Annotated in this window: 10 protein-coding genes and 2 CRISPR repeat arrays; all 10 genes read left to right on the forward strand. The window is 38.3% G+C overall.

What is annotated here, in order from left to right; genetic code table 11:
* On the forward strand, positions 1–520 hold a 520-nt coding region (gene cas7d / locus DMP16_RS02450), incomplete at its 5' end, for a type I-D CRISPR-associated protein Cas7/Csc2 (RefSeq protein ID WP_143576863.1).
* A 30-nt stretch (positions 521–550) separates the two neighbouring features.
* Positions 551–1,318 (forward strand): type I-D CRISPR-associated protein Csc1, encoded by a 768-nt coding sequence (locus DMP16_RS02455; RefSeq protein WP_069284483.1) that lies wholly within the window; start codon positions 551–553, stop codon positions 1,316–1,318.
* Between the two features lie 151 nt (positions 1,319–1,469).
* Positions 1,470–3,404, forward strand: a complete 1,935-nt coding sequence (locus DMP16_RS02460) for a DEAD/DEAH box helicase (protein WP_255446772.1) — start codon at positions 1,470–1,472, stop codon at positions 3,402–3,404.
* Between the two features lie 1,459 nt (positions 3,405–4,863).
* Positions 4,864–11,937: a CRISPR direct-repeat array (repeat unit 24 nt; unit sequence GTACTAACGACAAGAAACTAAAAC).
* A 45-nt stretch (positions 11,938–11,982) separates the two neighbouring features.
* On the forward strand, positions 11,983–12,384 hold the full coding sequence (locus DMP16_RS02465; protein WP_069284839.1) for a DUF3211 domain-containing protein: 402 nt from the start codon (positions 11,983–11,985) through the stop codon (positions 12,382–12,384).
* Positions 12,385–12,621: 237 nt separating this feature from the next.
* On the forward strand, positions 12,622–12,789 hold the full coding sequence (locus tag DMP16_RS10840) for a hypothetical protein (protein WP_156770098.1): 168 nt from the start codon (positions 12,622–12,624) through the stop codon (positions 12,787–12,789).
* Positions 12,790–13,306: 517 nt separating this feature from the next.
* Entirely contained in the window at positions 13,307–13,492 is a 186-nt protein-coding gene (locus tag DMP16_RS02470; RefSeq protein WP_143576864.1) for a hypothetical protein, read from the forward strand.
* A 183-nt stretch (positions 13,493–13,675) separates the two neighbouring features.
* On the forward strand, positions 13,676–13,798 hold the full coding sequence (locus DMP16_RS11280; RefSeq protein ID WP_255446769.1) for a hypothetical protein: 123 nt from the start codon (positions 13,676–13,678) through the stop codon (positions 13,796–13,798).
* Positions 13,792–13,917 (forward strand): hypothetical protein, encoded by a 126-nt coding sequence (locus DMP16_RS11285; protein ID WP_255446770.1) that lies wholly within the window; start codon positions 13,792–13,794, stop codon positions 13,915–13,917. The genes DMP16_RS11280 and DMP16_RS11285 overlap by 7 nt, the downstream gene beginning before the upstream one ends.
* A 206-nt stretch (positions 13,918–14,123) precedes the next feature.
* Complete coding sequence (locus DMP16_RS02475) at positions 14,124–14,417, forward strand: hypothetical protein (RefSeq protein ID WP_069284480.1); 294 nt, start codon at positions 14,124–14,126, stop codon at positions 14,415–14,417.
* 149 nt (positions 14,418–14,566) lie between these two features.
* Positions 14,567–14,863 (forward strand): hypothetical protein, encoded by a 297-nt coding sequence (locus DMP16_RS02480; RefSeq protein WP_185957802.1) that lies wholly within the window; start codon positions 14,567–14,569, stop codon positions 14,861–14,863.
* A gap of 1,190 nt (positions 14,864–16,053) precedes the next feature.
* Positions 16,054–19,452: direct repeats of the CRISPR family, unit length 25 nt; unit sequence CTTTCAATCCCTTATGGGATGCATC.
* Position 19,453: the final 1 nt, after the last annotated feature.

Consider the following 19,453-nt stretch of genomic DNA (forward strand, 5'->3'; position numbering starts at 1 on the left):
AGTTAGGACCTTTAACGCAGTCGACGATGTGACAAAGACTACATTTATAGAAACTGAAGGTTCTAGGACCGGAAGTCTATTTAGGTTATCACTAGTGCGAAGTGGTACCATATTTGTAGGTAAGGTATCCATGAAGGATGTGACGCCAGCAGAGTTTGGTGTATTAATGTTATCATTAGCTACAATTCCGAGGATAGGTGGCAATACGACAGACTTCGGTAACGTAAAGATAAGGATACCTGCTGTAATACTGTCCCCCTACGAAGTGTCGTCTGGACTAGACCTATTCAACATTGCCAAAGGATTAGAGTCGGTAGACTTAGTGAACGCTAAGGTGAAGGAAAAGGTGAAGAACTACAGTAAGGAGGGGCTGGTGTACACGTTCGACGACCTAGGTGATACCGTAGTAAAGAGCCTAACAAACAATGGTGAGGTAGACCATGAGATAGTGTCAGAGGCTTGGAGAGATGGTATAAATCTGAAGAAATCAATAGAGCTATTCATCCAGAGCAAAAAATGAGCTATTAACTCAGAGCAAAAGGGTCTAAAGATGAGAGTTTTTGAAGCACTGTTCACATTAGAAGGAGTCCTAATATTTTCAACTGAAGTGAGACCTGCTATATCTCAGGGGCAAGCAAAGGGATCTTATATAAACCCTTTGCCCTATATACACAACTACCCTGTCATGTATGGGTTGATGGGAAAGTCGAGTGAGGCCTACTTCGTGATTCCATCCCTGCACGAAGAAGCCTATACGGGCAAAAAAGGTCTTAGATATACTTCAGTCAGTGACATGATCAGAAAGTTTAAGAAGGGACAAGAGGGATCTATGTATGTCTTTCCCCTCATACCTAAGCGTATAAAGACTATGTCGTTTTTAATGTCTTCTGAATCCTGGACCTACGTCTTGCCCGTAAGGGGGAGGATAAAGAACGTGTATCCCAGATTGACCAACTACACAGCCTTCGCCCCAGAGAGTACATTTTTCACCTATGTGATTACAGTTGGAGAGACCACACTCCCCAGGTGGATAAGAATAGGTAAAAAGAGGTGGGGTATCATGAGGGTCGATATGAAGGAAATAAGGGATTTCAAGGTCCAGAAAGTCCAAAACGAAGTCACCAGTATACCCATAAATATCAAGGACGCTGAGGAGTTCGGATATGAGATTAAGTCATATTCTAAGCTGATTGAGACCCCAAACATAGAGGAGGGCGTAATAGGATGGGCTACCCTAGGCCAATGCGTCCAGATAGAGGCAAAAGGCTCTAAGATATGCTTACCCATACCAGAGGAGGTGTATAAGAATGAAACTTAATGCAGTAAACGATAGCTACACATACTACATTCGCCAAGGAATTACAGATCTCCTTCAATACAAACTGGGGTGATAATAAACGTATACTAGAGAAGTAGTTGTTAAGGAAGTTTACATAGAAGAGGGGAACATTAGTATTAATGGCATTAGACTGCGTAAATTTCAGGAGGAACTCTTCTACAGTCTCGGTAAACACGAGAGGATCCTTCTAAGGGCTCCTACGGGATCGGGGAAAACGTTCACCCTCATTGTAAGCCTACTGAAGACCTTAGATAGTGGTATCCCCGTAACTGGCATATACCCGTCAAAGGCCTTAGTATATGACCAATATGAGTCACTGAAGAACACGCTACTGAGAATGGGTTTTTCAAACAACGGCGACCACTTCATAGGAAAAATTAAGGTAGATGGGATAAATGGTCTCCCCCAGATCGAGAAGGACGTAAAACTGAGGATAGTCAGGTTGACAGCTGACACTAAAAAGGAGGTATTCCAGAGCTTAGAAAACTTCTTCCCCAACCCCAGCGAACTATTACTGGTCCTAACAGTCCCAGAATATCCCTACATGTACCTCTCAGCTTTAGGAAAAAGTCAGTACTTCTCCCAGCTTATAGAGATGGTCATGAAAGGGGAGAGGGCAATCAACGTGAGCAAGGCACCGTTCCTAAACCTATTAAACGACTTTTCAAGGTTTTTTAATGGTTATTTCTTCATCGATGAGTTCCACCTTTATAACGGTATAGAGAGGAGCTCGCTCAACGTACTAATAGACATGGTCGAGTTCTACTGGAGATACACTCCTACCCGGCACAGTATAGTCTTCTCATCAGCAACTCCGACATCCATAACCGTAGATAAGACTATCACGGCTGACACTGGGAAAGGCAACTCCATGATAAGAAAGAGAACAAAGGTAGTATTTCATCTAGTCCTAGGTGGTAAGCGCTCAAGCACGAGTGATCAGAATACGTCAAACTACTCCTTGGGGAACCCTCAGGAGGCTCTAGTAAACTACATAACTTCAATGGGGCAACAGCCAGAGAAGAAGACAGGGATCATACTTGACAGGGTATACTACATTGCAGAACTGTGCAGTAAAATAAACTGGAGTGATGTAGCACTAATATGGGGTTTGGACCAGAGTTATGGGAAATGCGTTAAAAAAGACGTGGGTAGGGATTCAAGGGTAATAGTTGGGAACAGCGCAGTGTCCTTTGGAATCGACATACCTGACCTCGACTTAGGGTTCATAACTTCAAACGACCCAGAGACACTCATACAGCGTTTTGGTAGGTTTGGCAGAGTGAACAAAGGTTCTGTAGGTGGGCAGACTGCTGAGGTGCACATTTTCGTGGAGGCTAGTAAGAGAGTAATAGATGCCTTACAAGGGGCTAATGGAAAAGAGTTGACCTATGAGGAATTCATTCAACTGATAAATAAAATGTACCAAGAGAGGATCTATGATGAGTTAGACTCGCTAGAGTTTTCAAGACTAAGGGAGAAAGTGATATTTGATACCTTCCTATTAGTGTATAACATAGCAAATGGCGAGTTGGCCTATACAACAGTAAACGAGAATTGGAGGGATATAGATACCAGAATAAACATAAGACCGTCATCTGAGGACTACTTCAATGTGTTTGCCTTCAGACCCGGGGGGATAGAAGGGAACATATGTGAGAACCCGGGCAAGGAGGACTTCTTCACCCTACTCAGAAACTTTAGATACAGTAGTGAGGGGGACTGTTTCCAGCTCTCACAGCCCTTAAAGGAATATCCATACTTGTTATTGGACAATTTAAATGGGATAGAAGAGTGTAAAATAACGACCTTTCAAGACTTCATAAACAAGGCTAGCCATCCAAACATAGTCTTAGTCAAGAATGGGATAATAAAGACTAGACCTAGAGATATAGAGGCATTAAAATACACATATGTCATCCCGATAACTAAAAAGTGCATAAAGTGGGGTAATTTCTCTAGTATGGCGCGGTACGTGGCAAGCTATGCACCAGCCCTTACCATATGCGTAGGAGATTTGAGAGAATACTGCAGTGACCCAAAGGCACTACTGCTATTTGTGTAATGATACTTAATAATTTTTTCCATTTCTTAGAGCCCTTTGTCATATTAATATCTTGAATTAATCCGATTCTAACTACTTTAAAACACTACCTAATCTAGCCATACTAATCTTGAATTAATCCGATTCTAACGCGATCTAGACAACAGTGTGACTTCTGACTCAAGGGTTCGTTAATATATTCCAACTCTTTGAAGTGTGGCCTTAGCAAAGCTTCTGTCAGTATATTAAAGCTCGTCAGATTTAGCTCTTAGTGAAACTTCAACTTGTTACATTAAGGTTGACCAAACTCCATTGAGGGGACTTGCTCCATCAATAAAGGACCCTAGTGATGTCTATGGAGAGAACGTCTAATCTATAAGGTAAAAAACAAAAGCCTATTGGGCTAGAACCTTTAACGTCCCTTGGGATCTTCTGATTCACATCTGTGCCACTACTCACACCACCACTAGAATTTAACAATCTAAATATGCTGTCAGATTGATGGTTCTAATGAGCTCGCACCACCACAAGACTTTAACGTTCCTAGAGATCCTCTGAGAAGCCTTCTCTCCACCGTAACATTCATTGTGTGTGGACAACAATTTCATCCATAAAGTTTATTCTCACCTAAACTAGTAGATTTCGAGTTTTGTCATAAATTAAGATTTTCAATCACCCTGAAAAGCAAAGTAGTTCGTCATTAGTAACAGAGTAAATAAAGTAATCAAATTCCACCCAAATACGGTCTAAGCAAATGTACCAGAGTAAATAAAGTTAGTTTGTACAGAGACGGAGTTTTAGTTCCTTGTCGTTGGTACAATTTTGCTCACTTCATTCAAGAGTGAAGAGGAAAGTCTTGTCTACAGTTTCAGCTAGATGCTAATCTTCATAAAACATCACCTTATATCCTAAAGTCCCTGTCTACAGTTTCAGTTAGACTATTCATGAAAAGCAAAGTTAGTGTGAAGTAACGAAATCCACTGGCAAGGAAGAGACTACCTTCAAGGAGTCAAACCCAGGATTAGAAAATGTAATTTCGGTAAGGGTGACAAATTTATTGTCGTATAAATAAATAACCCAAAAATACTTTTCGACTATAAAGAAAATTCAATATTTATCAGGTTGTCTATACACGTTTTTCCTCTCTACGATGTATGTATTAAAAATCTTCTAATTATTAACGGCTGTTATATAATTAAGAGTAGAAATAATGTGAAAATGTGTTATGAAATATTTAAAGGTTATCCTATTCCTATTGTACATTTATTAGCCCCATCCGGGTTTAGGCAAAACGGTGAACAAAGAACGAGTAAAGAGTATTATGGACTCCCTTCCGGACCCGTGCGGGGATATCTTTAGGGTTCCCCTAAAACTGCCTAAAACCCCCTTCCGTACCTAAGGGAAGAAAATGGACAAGGAAGGAAAGAAAATATTTATAAACGAGGAAATAAGAATGTAAAAATGATGAACACAACGACCAGTACTAACGACAAGAAACTAAAACTCTTGAGAACCCAGCGTACGAATCGCTGGACACTGTGTACTAACGACAAGAAACTAAAACGCCACACATCCACTTTATCACTGTCTGGTAGGTTGTACTAACGACAAGAAACTAAAACTACATGAACGCTATGGGTACACAAATTGTTTCTACAGTACTAACGACAAGAAACTAAAACAAGTGGAATTTGAGTAATGTAACTAATTGGCTAAGGTGTACTAACGACAAGAAACTAAAACATATTATAGTTTTTGACGTGTTAAAGTGGGGAATTGGTACTAACGACAAGAAACTAAAACCTGTTTTGTCTTAAAGAAGCCTTTAGATACCTCAAGTACTAACGACAAGAAACTAAAACGCAAATTCAAATTGGACACTGATTTTCCGATTATATGGTACTAACGACAAGAAACTAAAACAAGATTATTTTTGCTAGCATAAATCTCTAGAAGATAGTACTAACGACAAGAAACTAAAACCCCTATTTGTCGTGAACTCGACCTCAATCACGTTTTGGTACTAACGACAAGAAACTAAAACGATTTCCGATGATTAGACAGATTAATCCTAAATATGTACTAACGACAAGAAACTAAAACGATTATTCGCAAGCTGGAATATCTCAGTCGCATATGTACTAACGACAAGAAACTAAAACTAAAAGATATGGAAGAAATACTAAAGGAGATGAGAAGTACTAACGACAAGAAACTAAAACACTGACCTAGTAATTCGTAATCCTCATACTTGAGATGTACTAACGACAAGAAACTAAAACTAAAAATCTTAGCCCCTGGAACACCACCAATACCTCGTACTAACGACAAGAAACTAAAACAAATATCCTTATTATATATACTTGCTCTACGCAAGGTACTAACGACAAGAAACTAAAACATAAGGGTCTTGTTCGTGAGTGGTGATTCATAATGTACTAACGACAAGAAACTAAAACTAATAGGGTTGTCCCGAGGGACAACGCTATCATAAAAGTACTAACGACAAGAAACTAAAACAATATCACGCCATTTTTTTCAGACGGATACTTAAGTACTAACGACAAGAAACTAAAACGGGGGCTTTGATGGGCACGGGAGTATAAGTTCTATGTACTAACGACAAGAAACTAAAACAAAACAAATGATGAGAGAAGAAGGATTTGAAGAATTGTACTAACGACAAGAAACTAAAACAGAAAGGTCTTAACAGAGAAATACAAAGGAGAAAGAGTACTAACGACAAGAAACTAAAACATTTCACACTTCTTTCCGTTTCGCTCTTTCTCATAATGTACTAACGACAAGAAACTAAAACTCAGTTAGAGAACACGTTAGAAGCGAGAGGAATGTACTAACGACAAGAAACTAAAACAACCAAAGATGGGAAATATCTATATGAATGTGGAAAAGTACTAACGACAAGAAACTAAAACATATTAGGGCTATCACTGCAGCGCCACCACCACCTGTACTAACGACAAGAAACTAAAACATTGCCAAAAAGCTAAGGCAGGCAGGAGTGCAAGCATGTACTAACGACAAGAAACTAAAACAACCTTCAGAATTGGACTATTGCGAGAAAATAACGGCGTACTAACGACAAGAAACTAAAACAAATCGCTTATTTTAGGACGCATCACAAAGTTAAGGTACTAACGACAAGAAACTAAAACCAAAGATTTTACCCCTATTATATCTAACCTTAAACGTACTAACGACAAGAAACTAAAACACAAGAAATGATGGGACATCCCGCCCAAGAGGAAGGGTACTAACGACAAGAAACTAAAACTAACCACAGCTCCATCTGGTTCTCATTTCAATTCTCCAGTACTAACGACAAGAAACTAAAACATTTACCAAATAATCTCATTTGAAAATCCACAAGAGTACTAACGACAAGAAACTAAAACAGAAGGATTCCACTACCTCCTGTAACTGCTGAGAGATGTACTAACGACAAGAAACTAAAACATCTCTTACTCGAGACCGTGTCAGAGAAATTAAATAGTACTAACGACAAGAAACTAAAACTATTGTGGGGTCTAGTGAAATCATCAGTACATCACGTACTAACGACAAGAAACTAAAACCTGGTACAGCGCCGGGAGCTGGCACAGCAAATACCGGTAGTACTAACGACAAGAAACTAAAACTGGGCTAGCGCCAGTCAAGATGAGTGTGGATTCCCGTACTAACGACAAGAAACTAAAACATTTCTTATGATATAAGAATCCGCTCTTACTCCTAGTACTAACGACAAGAAACTAAAACATTTATAATTCCAACCGCGACGGGTACGGGCATTCGTACTAACGACAAGAAACTAAAACATCCAGACTGGAGGAGGTAACGCTTTTGGTAACCTAGTACTAACGACAAGAAACTAAAACAGATAGAAATACATGTTTCCAAACCTAGTAATGTTGTACTAACGACAAGAAACTAAAACCCAACATCGGAAACACTATTCTCAACGGGCTAAATTGTACTAACGACAAGAAACTAAAACATACTTACGTTTTGTGTCGCGGGGAAATTACTTAGTACTAACGACAAGAAACTAAAACATTAACGGATTACTATAGCTTACTGTCCATGTCGGTACTAACGACAAGAAACTAAAACAACGATAAGGATAGATCTTCTGAAGAATGATTTAGGTACTAACGACAAGAAACTAAAACCTCTGGGTTTCTGTGTGTGTATATATGAGAGAGAGTACTAACGACAAGAAACTAAAACTCTTCTGTCTTAGGTCTATACGTTTCTATGTCGAAATAGTACTAACGACAAGAAACTAAAACCTGCACAACCTAAGATGCAAGCCGTGATGAGCAAATGTACTAACGACAAGAAACTAAAACGCTGGTAAGCACAGCACAACAACTACAGACTGCAGTCCGTACTAACGACAAGAAACTAAAACTTGAAGAGTGTCAATCTCGCTTTGCACTTCTGAGATGTACTAACGACAAGAAACTAAAACATCAACTCGGAGGAGGGGGAGGAGGAGGTACGTACTAACGACAAGAAACTAAAACAGAAAAAGGGGTATCTGATATACCTATATAATATATGTACTAACGACAAGAAACTAAAACCCATAATCCCTCTGAATTAAGCCCATCTACCCTATGTACTAACGACAAGAAACTAAAACCCACAACGGCTTAATCGGAAGCCTGTACCCAAACTTCGTACTAACGACAAGAAACTAAAACTGTGACCACAAACTGCTCAAGGTTGATTGAACCTGTACTAACGACAAGAAACTAAAACACAAATATAATTACAGGATCTCCAACTGGTTACGTGTACTAACGACAAGAAACTAAAACCTGGTGCCTGTCCTACTATTGGGATTAACCCACTGGTACTAACGACAAGAAACTAAAACTTGGCTTTTCCGATACCGCCACAACAACAATACCATCGTACTAACGACAAGAAACTAAAACTCACTTCAATTCTCCAAATGCATTTTATGCAAATTCGTACTAACGACAAGAAACTAAAACGTGCTAAAGAGGCTCCATAGAAGTTCAGAGTGTGTACTAACGACAAGAAACTAAAACTTTTGATATCTCTTCAATATGATAATGCGATTTCAAAGTACTAACGACAAGAAACTAAAACTCGATAAAGTTATTTATAGCATTAAGAGCGTAGTTGTACTAACGACAAGAAACTAAAACATTGGAATGAAATACCTAGCCTCAAGTTCTTCCCTGTACTAACGACAAGAAACTAAAACTTTTTGCCAATTTCTATATCATTTACAATATCATCGTACTAACGACAAGAAACTAAAACTTACTGGTAAATAGAGACACTTTCTACTATCAAAGTACTAACGACAAGAAACTAAAACATCAAGTGTTTTCAGAGTTTGAAAGCGGGTGAGAATAGTGTACTAACGACAAGAAACTAAAACACAACCCTGGACTTACAGATACCTTAAAGAAGGAAGAGTACTAACGACAAGAAACTAAAACTTTATCTCAAGTGGAATGTTGTGACATAATATATCGTACTAACGACAAGAAACTAAAACAGAATCTCATTCTTTGCAAAATCAAACTTAGTTTGTACTAACGACAAGAAACTAAAACAGGCTTGAGGAACTCCCAGCTGATTACTATACATGGTACTAACGACAAGAAACTAAAACTGGTAAAGTCTGTAGCCACATTAACACCCACAAGAGGTACTAACGACAAGAAACTAAAACTTCAAATCGCTATAAAGTCGTAGAGATGTTGTGTATGTACTAACGACAAGAAACTAAAACGTGTAAAGTGCGATATAAGTCGATATTGAAACAAGGTACTAACGACAAGAAACTAAAACGTGGAGGGGCGGGTGGTAGTGGCGGAAGTTCTCCGTACTAACGACAAGAAACTAAAACATTATAATTATCCTATTGTTGATATGGTTCTTATTCTTTAGGGTACTAACGACAAGAAACTAAAACCCAAATGCCGTAAAGTATCTATCTAGCCTAGTAAGATGTACTAACGACAAGAAACTAAAACCTAAAGCATCAAATCCTTTTAATGTAAATGCCCCTAGTACTAACGACAAGAAACTAAAACTGTAAGACTGCAAGCGTTAGCTGGGGAAAACAATGCGTACTAACGACAAGAAACTAAAACAGAGTTATCTTGAACCTCCGTTCAACCTAGATTTATTGTACTAACGACAAGAAACTAAAACATCTGTTTTCTGATTGTTATTGTTTGCATTTTGCTGTAGTACTAACGACAAGAAACTAAAACTAAATGTCCTTTACCCCAGTCTTTATTACGATATCTGTACTAACGACAAGAAACTAAAACATATCACACAAAGATTTCAAAAATTATACTGTACCCCGTACTAACGACAAGAAACTAAAACATTATTACGTTGTTTATCGGGACAATTGATAAATCGTACTAACGACAAGAAACTAAAACAGAGCTAGGGCTTATCTTCCTCAAATGCCTACAGTCGTACTAACGACAAGAAACTAAAACAGGTGATTCGATCTCGATTATAACTGCTTCTGAATATGTACTAACGACAAGAAACTAAAACACTTATCTTCTGAGCTAGCCACTTCATTAGGTAGGTTTGTACTAACGACAAGAAACTAAAACCATAGTCTGGAAAGCTTTTTCGGTAAGTTTCACATATGTACTAACGACAAGAAACTAAAACAATATCAACACTGAAAGAGACACTACCTAGCGCATGTACTAACGACAAGAAACTAAAACTATCGGATTTTCAGTATTCTGTCCGCATATGGTAAGTACTAACGACAAGAAACTAAAACGGTTATCCTGTATCTCGCTGTGTCCTCGTCATACGAGTACTAACGACAAGAAACTAAAACAAGCTGATCTATCGCCTCGTTGTACGCATCTATAGTACTAACGACAAGAAACTAAAACGAGTAATTGTACGCTACGAAGACCCTGGCGAGCCCTGTACTAACGACAAGAAACTAAAACAGATGAAGGCTAATGGTATAGAGATATCCTATAAGTACTAACGACAAGAAACTAAAACTTTACAACAATTACCTGGTATATACAGCGAAATCGTACTAACGACAAGAAACTAAAACCAAACGTTGCAGAGGAACATTAATAACTTACAGCAGGGTACTAACGACAAGAAACTAAAACGTTTGCGCCATCTGTTGTACAGCGTTACTGAATGTATAAGTACTAATGACAAGAAACTAAAACATTGTATCCCTGCGCTACGTATTGTAGAATTTGTTGTACTAACGACAAGAAACTAAAACAACACTACATTACAGCCTTTCCCATTAAACCAAAACGTACTAACGACAAGAAACTAAAACTTAATAAAGCTGTGCAGGTAATGTCAGACAGTGCAGAAGTGTACTAACGACAAGAAACTAAAACATGGCAGATCGTGAATAAACTTGAAGAGATAATAGTACTAACGACAAGAAACTAAAACTGCTAAAAGTCACCCTATCTGGTGTGCAATCAGTGTACTAACGACAAGAAACTAAAACACTTTTATGATGCTGTTGAGAACATTTACATCAAAAGGTACTAACGACAAGAAACTAAAACATTTGGGTTGCCAGTGACAAATAAATACAACAATGTACTAACGACAAGAAACTAAAACTCAAATATTTTACAAAAACTGGTAAATTATTGCTTTTAGTGTACTAACGACAAGAAACTAAAACATAGCCTTTTGGAAGCCTTCCTATGTAAAACCCTAGTACTAACGACAAGAAACTAAAACTCATAATAGAACTCCATTAAGCTGTTAACCCCTTGTACTAACGACAAGAAACTAAAACTTTCTCAAAATTGTGTATTGCATAACGTGAAATATCGTACTAACGACAAGAAACTAAAACATTAACAAATAACGTAGAATATCCCCTGAGAAAATGTACTAACGACAAGAAACTAAAACGTTATAAGTAGCTTCTTATCTGTCCTGGCTAGCTCTTTGTACTAACGACAAGAAACTAAAACATTTCCGAGAAATACTGAAAAGGATTACAGAGGTGTACTAACGACAAGAAACTAAAACGTATAAATGGCTGTTCAGGAATCAAAAAGATACAGTACTAACGACAAGAAACTAAAACTTCTTTTTCTGCACTCAATAATTTAAATGTTAAGCGTACTAACGACAAGAAACTAAAACTTTGTGAAATTCTTAATTATATTAATAGGATTTATCGTACTAACGACAAGAAACTAAAACAAAATAAGTTGGGTCTAATCATAATTACCGGAAGGTACTAACGACAAGAAACTAAAACCTCGCATCGTAATGGGTTTGAAAGATCACGAGGCATGTACTAACGACAAGAAACTAAAACTACCTGTTCCGCGATACTCTCTTCAGGGCTGTTCAGGTACTAACGACAAGAAACTAAAACACTGTTACATACATAGGTGAAGTGTAGTTATAAGTGTACTAACGACAAGAAACTAAAACTAAGCTTTGCTCTGAGAAACCTAACGTGGCCTCAGTACTAACGACAAGAAACTAAACCTCCTAATTGCCAAATCTTTATAAGGGGGAGAGATTAATTATGTCTATGGAGAAATCCGTCACGATTCACCTCCCATACAGCAACTCTCAGCTGTACTCAGTCCTTTCGGACCCGGAGTTTGTGCTCCCCAGGCTCTTCCCACCTATAAAGGAAGTGGAGGTGACCGGCGACTCCTTTAATGCATACGGAAGGTTCATGGGGATGAGGTTCCACATCTACGGGATACTCAATAAGGGAGAACAGATAACCTATAAGATCTACCTCACAGCCGGTACCGGGAAAGGGGAGGGGAAACTCGTAATAAGAGTTGCTGACTCTCAAGTGGAGCTCAGGTTCGAGTACGAGGGTTGGATGGAGAGGTTCTCTGGGATCCTCTTCATGGATAGGTGGTTCGACCAGTTCGTCAAGAGGCTAAAAGAGGAAGGAGTTACCACAGGAGGTAAATAGGAGGCTGTAGCTGGACTTTCGAACCTGTTGGTCTTGCTAGCCTAGAGAAACTTCGCCCGTACTTACGACAAGAAACTAAGGCAATGGGGTGAGGGTAAATGGTCGATATAATGACGACAAGGAGTTGGGTTTCTGATGAAGATACAAAAACATTTAAATAATTAGTTTTCTTAAGTGTGTGGGCAACAATTTGGTTGATATAAATTGAATTTTGTCTATTGTGGAAAAGTGTTTTGTGTGAGGCAACTCATCTATTGGGACGAGAATGGGTTTGATTTCCTAACACTCACCAATGACGAGATGGCTAAAAATATTCTTCAACATTATTTACTCGAAATCTATTGGCATAATATGGATGAAATTGTTGTCCACACACTAAGAACATTAATAAAGCTTTCATACTAGTTGTAGAGATGTTGTTGAAGGGAGTAGGCTTAAAACAGGCTATTTAGGAGTATTAAAACCAGTAGAGATGATAGGTATAAGGACAGACTATCGAATTATTTGATACATGGAAGCTGCCAGATTATAAAGAGCTTTTAGCAGATATAATTACGTTAAGCCTATTTCAAAGAAGGTTATTCTCCCATGTTACGCTAAAGACTGTGAAGGGTAAACCAGATGGAGAGGCATTAACGATAGAGGAGGTCAGAAGTATTGAGGAGTTTTCCAAAAAGCTATTGAACGGTCTGTAATGGTGCGTACTGTTATAGTCGCTAAAATAAGGTTTCCTTTTTTCCTATAAAGCATGTGTACTAAGTGCAATTAGGGTTATCGTACTCACGACTATTCAAGGAGCAGTGTGGTCTGTCACTCTTAGGTAAGTGTTTTGGTTGTAACGAGTTGGCTAGATCACTTATTTCACACAATTAAACTCTTCATCAATTTTCTCCGATGAGAAGTGCCTGAGGAGGGCAAAAGTGTGAGGGATAAAATGAATGTAAAGGAAGAGCATTATATGGTCTGTTGCATGATAAGAGTGTGGGACATAAAGTTGTATTATACGAGGAGTTTAACGAGAGTACTTAACAATCAAAGCGTGGACGAGTTGAAACTAGTCGTGATGCTGGAAGACTTTTTAAAGAGTATTGGACCGGAAATAGGGTGACTTATAGGCGTGAAGCATTGAGCGTTACGTAAGTAAAATCGGATATGACGAGAATGTATAGTTTCAACTGTTACACCACGAATCGGGTATACCAGTCAAAGGAACGAGAGGATTGTCCTCCTCTCAACCGTCAAGGCTGTAATATATTCGGCAGATCTAGAACCCTCACGTGATGTAGTAAATATGAAGGCAAATTGTAACATAAAGCAGGATTACATTACGTCCATGGCTGATATAATAAATGAAGTTAACAAAAAGAGAGATGAGGTATATAAAATTAAGAAGATAGTTATAAATCGTTGGTAATAAGGAATAAGGTGTCAGCATTCTTACACCCCTTAACAGTAATTGACTCTGTTGCTGCTACTCTCAATAGGAAGACTGGTAAAGATGATCAACTTGGATTAGCAAAATGGAGGAGCTGAATTAGGAAGAGGTGTAAACAAAATAAAACGTCTTGAAAGCCCTTGGCACGGATTAATAACTGACTCATTAATTATGCACGGACTAGTTAGGTTGTACGATATGTTGTCAGAATAGGCGAGAAGTACAAAGTTTGTGGAGATTTTTCAAACTCCGATAAATTGAACTAATTAATGAGGAAACAGAAGCATATAATAAAAATAAGGATATGATTAATTCCTGTAGCGTAATAGGGAAGATAAATGACTCTAACATAAACGTAGCGTGGATTAAGAAGAAGTGGATTAATAACTTCAAAAACAGTTCTAATAAGCTTAACCTACTCACATATAAAGACCTTGGACATAAGGAGAAGAATGGGGAGGGAAGGTCTGACTCAAAAGTTCTCTATACTACTTACCTCCCTATTTCATTTTTCTACGGTAAATATTATGGTAAAAATTACAATATTGATCATACGCTGTATAGGTTTGCGGGACTTGTTTCTTCCTCTCGACGCTAGGTATAATAGCTGGTACTCTGATAGTTAAGTATATAAAAAAGACAACTATTACCCTAATATCTCTGATACCAGAGGAGAAAATGAGTAAATTTATCGTTATTACAGTGTTGAAGGTAAGAGTATAAACTCAGTTGACAATTAAAGCGACGTTGATATATGCACTATCAGTGGGAGAGACCTTATACGCGTTTGATCAAGAAGGTGTAAGCGCATTAGTATGGAGAATAGGGAAGAACGAAAGCTCTCAAAGGGCATTACAGCCACAGTTAATCAACGTAACTGATTTACTAGAAAAGATTGCACACATAAAGGTGGAATTTCCAGAGTTCCCAAGACTACTCCAGGATCTTAAAGGTGAGAATGCAATTTTAGACCGTCTAGCTGAGTTCTTACTCTTTGGAGGTGATCCGTATAAGAGATCTGTCACTCTTTACGGTAAAGAGTAAGAGTAAGTACCGAATTAGTAGTCTAGCTAAGGCCTTATTAATGTAGTATCATGAAGTCATAGATACACCTATATTCTAGTGTTTTACTGACTGTCTATCTTCCTCATGTAAGTCCTTTTATTTGCTGATTACAAGTCTCTTAATGCGAAGTTAGTCTTCACTTCTAATCTCCTTCATGCCCTAAAGGGTTGACCCTTCTTTTCATCAATTTTTCCACCTTCACATTACCTTGTCTGTCAATTATGATTTGATTTCAAGTAATTTTTTATGCCGTCGCGTTGCCGTGGTAAGCAGTTTCAGCGTGTGGACAACGATTTCGTCCATTTTACTTTAGAGTATATTTTTCAGCTAGTGTTTCTCTTTGAGTTAAGTGCTAGGAAATTAAACTCTAAAATACTTTTCCACAGTAAAGAAAATTCAGTTTATATAAAAATGTCAACACACAGAACAGTCAAACAAAGCTCAACAAAGGGAAGTCTTAACTATTTAACCTTAAAGAGAGGATAAGTGGTAAAAAAGCGTAATTAAGTATTGAAAATGTGGAGTATACAATCTTACCATAGATGAGCACGTAAATTTGGAGAAGGGAGTTGCATGTATAATAAGGGCTAAAAATTCGAAGTCAAAGGTCCTTCCCAAAGAAGAGTACATAAAGGACGGACTATTAAAGATGATCTTTACGAACTTAGCAGAGCTATACTGTGTATATAATAATCCGTATAAAATTAATGAGATGAAAACTTTCTTAAAACTTACCGGTAATATACTCCCTTCAAACCCAGCAATCTAAGATTTTAGAGAACTTAATAAGGGAGACTGAGGGTAACAGTTTTCGAGTATTGAATGGAAGGATTATTAAAACCAAAGCAAACACGGTATCATATATTGATTTCGTACATTAATAATAAAATTCAAGATAAATTAATGGTTTCTATCTTTTCTTCGCCAACTTTTTTTGACTGCTTTAAAATTTTCATGATAAGCTACTCTGACTCCCCCACTTTATCAGAATAAGAATATAACTTTTCCAAGTTCATTAGATAAGGGTTACGTAAGGGTTAACTGTGAAGAGATGAAGCTACAGAATTAAACCTAACTCCAGCTACCATGTAAAAAGGATTTATGTGCTTTATCCTTTTAGGATGCATCTCTCGTAGATTAGTTGAACACAAATGCGCTATAGACAGCTCCTTTCAATCTCTTTTGAGATACATCGTTACAGTATTTTCCATACTATGGGATTACTCAACTCTACCTTTCAATCCCTATTTGGATGCATCGAACCCGCAAGTTTCCCAAACCCCTGAAGAGGATATAAGTCCAACTTTCAATCCCTATTGGGATGCATCAATACGACTGTCACTGCAGTGACATCAATGCAGAACAGTTTCACCTTTCAATCCCTATTTGGATGCATCATATCCTATCTCTTCCCTTATCACTATAGAGATCAGTAGTCTTTCAATCCCGTTTGGGATGCATCAGGAGTTACGGTATATTTAGTGGCAGTAGGAAGTCTAGGCTTTCAATCCCTTATGGGATGCATCTTAAAGGCGTTAGACATACTACAACAATATATTCAAACGCTTTCAATCCCGTTGGGGATGCATCATGAAAACGACGCTATGAACATCGCAAATCAAATAGTAGAGCTTTCAATCCCGTTGGGGATGCATCGCGGGAAAAAGAAAAGGAACAGATGAGTACTGGTTAGCAATCTTTCAATCCCGTTGGGGATGCATCCTTTAAGCCAGAGTGGTTAGGGAAAGAAAGGGGGATGTCTCTTTCAATCCCGTTGGGGATGCATCTCATACCAGTAGGCACATCCAAATTTTAGGAAATAACTTTCAATCCCGTTGGGGATGCATCAGAATGGAAGCTGGACATATATAACATGAGAAACATCACAGCTTTCAATCCCGTTGGGGATGCATCAGGAACTACTAGGCTGGAATAGACCAACAGAGAAATTAGGCTTTCAATCCCTTATGGGATGCATCACGTATCATTCTTCGCACTGAGCCATCCAAATGTAGCTGCAACTTTCAATCCCTTATGGGATGCATCAATAATCTCTGCACAACCACAAAATCAGCCTTATACGGTCTTTCAATCCCTTATGGGATGCATCTTACGATAAACCAGATTACGTAAAAATGCAGAAAGGAATCTTTCAATCCCTTATGGGATGCATCATGTTATCCCTCAAAGTGCACAAGTTCTAGCTAATCCCAATCTTTCAATCCCTTATGGGATGCATCTTTGATTCATGGTGATCAATCATATAAACAGTGTTATTCCTTTCAATCCCTTATGGGATGCATCCGATTGCTGGCTCTTCCCCCCTAACAGCTGGGGTTGGCTTTCAATCCCTTATGGGATGCATCAGTGGGAGCCATGGGCACAGAATGGTTACTATGTTAGTTACTTTCAATCCCTTATGGGATGCATCACACAAAGTAAGCTGGCATTACTTATGTATAATTTTGTTTCTTCTTTCAATCCCTTATGGGATGCATCCAAATAGGGGTATGGCAAATATTTTTGAACGCGTTAAAAGACTTTCAATCCCTTATGGGATGCATCTTGTTCTAATGCCAATACCAGATGGCATCTACCACATTCATAACTTTCAATCCCTTATGGGATGCATCTTTTTCAAAGCCATGTTTAAAGAGCACAACACAAGATATAGCTTTCAATCCCTTATGGGATGCATCAAATGTAATCTGTAAATTGTTATATGTTGTAGTTGACGATCTTTCAATCCCTTATGGGATGCATCCTAGAGACATGGAGAAATAGAACAGCGTTCAAGACAGAACTCTTTCAATCCCTTATGGGATGCATCACAGTTTAGCTTTACAGAAAAACTACTTTACAGATTTTGTAACTTTCAATCCCTTATGGGATGCATCCGTAATTTTTGCATCTAACACAACTGCAATTTTCGAGAATCTTTCAATCCCTTATGGGATGCATCAGGTTTTAGCAAGCATACCGTACTACTTCGAGGTTGACAACTTTCAATCCCTTATGGGATGCATCAAAAGCGAGAGATGTTAATGCAAAAGTTAGTAGAAATCTTCTTTCAATCCCTTATGGGATGCATCTTTATTGCTGTTATCTCAGCGTCAAGACCCTGCCATGATGCTTTCAATCCCTTATGGGATGCATCGAAAGATTAATGGGGGAATTATAGGATTATAATATTCATCTATCTTTCAATCCCTTATGGGATGCATCATTGCTTAAGCAAACCGATACGTTCATAATTGTCAAACCGCTTTCAATCCCTTATGGGATGCATCAGTATTCGTTTGTAGTCACTCGCTATTGCACTGGTAACGTGCTTTCAATCCCTTATGGGATGCATCAACTTTAGGTTTGTTTCGTGATGGTCGTACATATATATCCTTTCAATCCCTTATGGGATGCATCGCCAATAGAGCTAGGTGGTTCTTATGCCAGTGGAAACGCCTTTCAATCCCTTATGGGATGCATCGAGAAAGTCAGTCTTTAAGGGGCTTTTGGCTAATATCTTTCAATCCCTTATGGGATGCATCGGGTCGCCGAGACTATGCGGAAAGATGATGATATAAACTTTCAATCCCTTATGGGATGCATCTTGGTATAGCTGCGTACGCTTTGCTAATGAAGAAGAAAACTTTCAATCCCTTATGGGATGCATCAAATGTTTGAACGCGTTAAATTCCCCGATTTAACGAATCACTTTCAATCCCTTATGGGATGCATCCGGCGACACAGGTAAAAGAGATAGCAAAGGGGATGGGGACTTTCAATCCCGTATGGGATGCATCAAAAAATGGCTCTAACTCTCGCAGAAGATATATTAATTCTTTCAATCCCGTATGGGATGCATCAGCAAAATGTTAATGTCTCTCAGCTGTTGAACATATACTCTTTCAATCCCGTATGGGATGCATCCTCTTACTGGACCTCTAGGTATTTTCCCTAAATTTTACATACTTTCAATCCCGTATGGGATGCATCAGGTATGAGAATTATAAGAGAAGACTGAAGCCACTGATCTTTCAATCCCGTATGGGATGCATCTTGAGATGAATAGAGCACTGTCTGCCGACGATGAGACATCTTTCAATCCCGTATGGGATGCATCTTTTATCGTGTTACTGCTGATGAAATTATAAAAATTACTTTCAATCCCGTATGGGATGCATCCTAGACATAGTGGGTATGTCTGACGTGCTGGAAATTGTACTTTCAATCCCGTATGGGATGCATCAAGACATCCATTCCTCTGTAGTTCAAATAAAGACATTATCTTTCAATCCCGTATGGGATGCATCATACAGAATGGGAGAATATCATTATATCTCGATAACAGCTTTCAATCCCGTATGGGATGCATCCTACTACGCCTATTATTAGCCCCCAATTAGTTTTACTTTTCTTTCAATCCCGTATGGGATGCATCATGATTATATGTTTGGCACGATAAAAGGTCATGCTTATTTCTTTCAATCCCGTATGGGATGCATCCTAAAGTCTTTGTGAATTATGGAACATTCGAATTAAGTAACTTTCAATCCCGTATGGGATGCATCA

It is taken from the genome of Sulfolobus sp. B1 (assembly GCF_007050195.1).
Taxonomy (GTDB): domain Archaea; phylum Thermoproteota; class Thermoprotei_A; order Sulfolobales; family Sulfolobaceae; genus Saccharolobus.